Below are 492 nucleotides of genomic sequence, written 5' to 3'. Positions count from 1 at the left end.
CCACGGAGTGATTCATGACTGGGGTGAAGTCGTAACAAGGTAGCCCTAGGGGAACCTGGGGCTGGATCACCTCCTTATACGATTTAGAACTTATTTGTTCGTAGTGTCCACACAGATGATTGTTATTGTAAAGAGAACAAACACTTATTGTTTGGGTCTGTAGCTCAGTTGGTTAGAGCGCACCCCTGATAAGGGTGAGGTCGGTAGTTCAAATCTACTCAGACCCACCACTTCTTCAACGAAGTCGGTAATCAAACAATAAGTACCAGCATATGTGGGGCTATAGCTCAGCTGGGAGAGCGCCTGCCTTGCACGCAGGAGGTCAGCAGTTCGATCCTGCTTAGCTCCACCACTTACTTCTTAAAAATAAATATTCTTTTATCGGGCAGCTTAATCGCCTGAGAATAGAGTGTGTTTAATTTTGAGAGGTTTTTGTATCTCTTGCTCTTTAAAAATTTGGAAAAGCTGATAATAAAATTCGTATGAATAACA

The 492-nt window shown here is 42.9% G+C and carries 2 tRNA genes and 1 rRNA gene; all 3 read left to right on the top strand.

Annotated elements, in window-relative coordinates:
• Nucleotides 1–77, top strand: a 16S ribosomal RNA gene (locus tag H5187_RS23980); the annotation flags it as partial.
• 76 nt (nt 78–153) lie between these two features.
• Nucleotides 154–230, top strand: a tRNA-Ile gene (locus H5187_RS23975).
• Nucleotides 231–276: 46 nt separating this feature from the next.
• A tRNA-Ala gene (locus H5187_RS23970) sits at nt 277–352 on the top strand.
• Nucleotides 353–492 lie beyond the last annotated feature (140 nt).

This window comes from Pseudoalteromonas sp. SG44-1 (assembly GCF_014164315.1).
GTDB lineage: Bacteria > Pseudomonadota > Gammaproteobacteria > Enterobacterales > Alteromonadaceae > Pseudoalteromonas > Pseudoalteromonas rhizosphaerae.
Note: the sequence above shows the minus strand (reverse complement) of the source record. Positions and strands in the feature narration are given on the sequence as shown.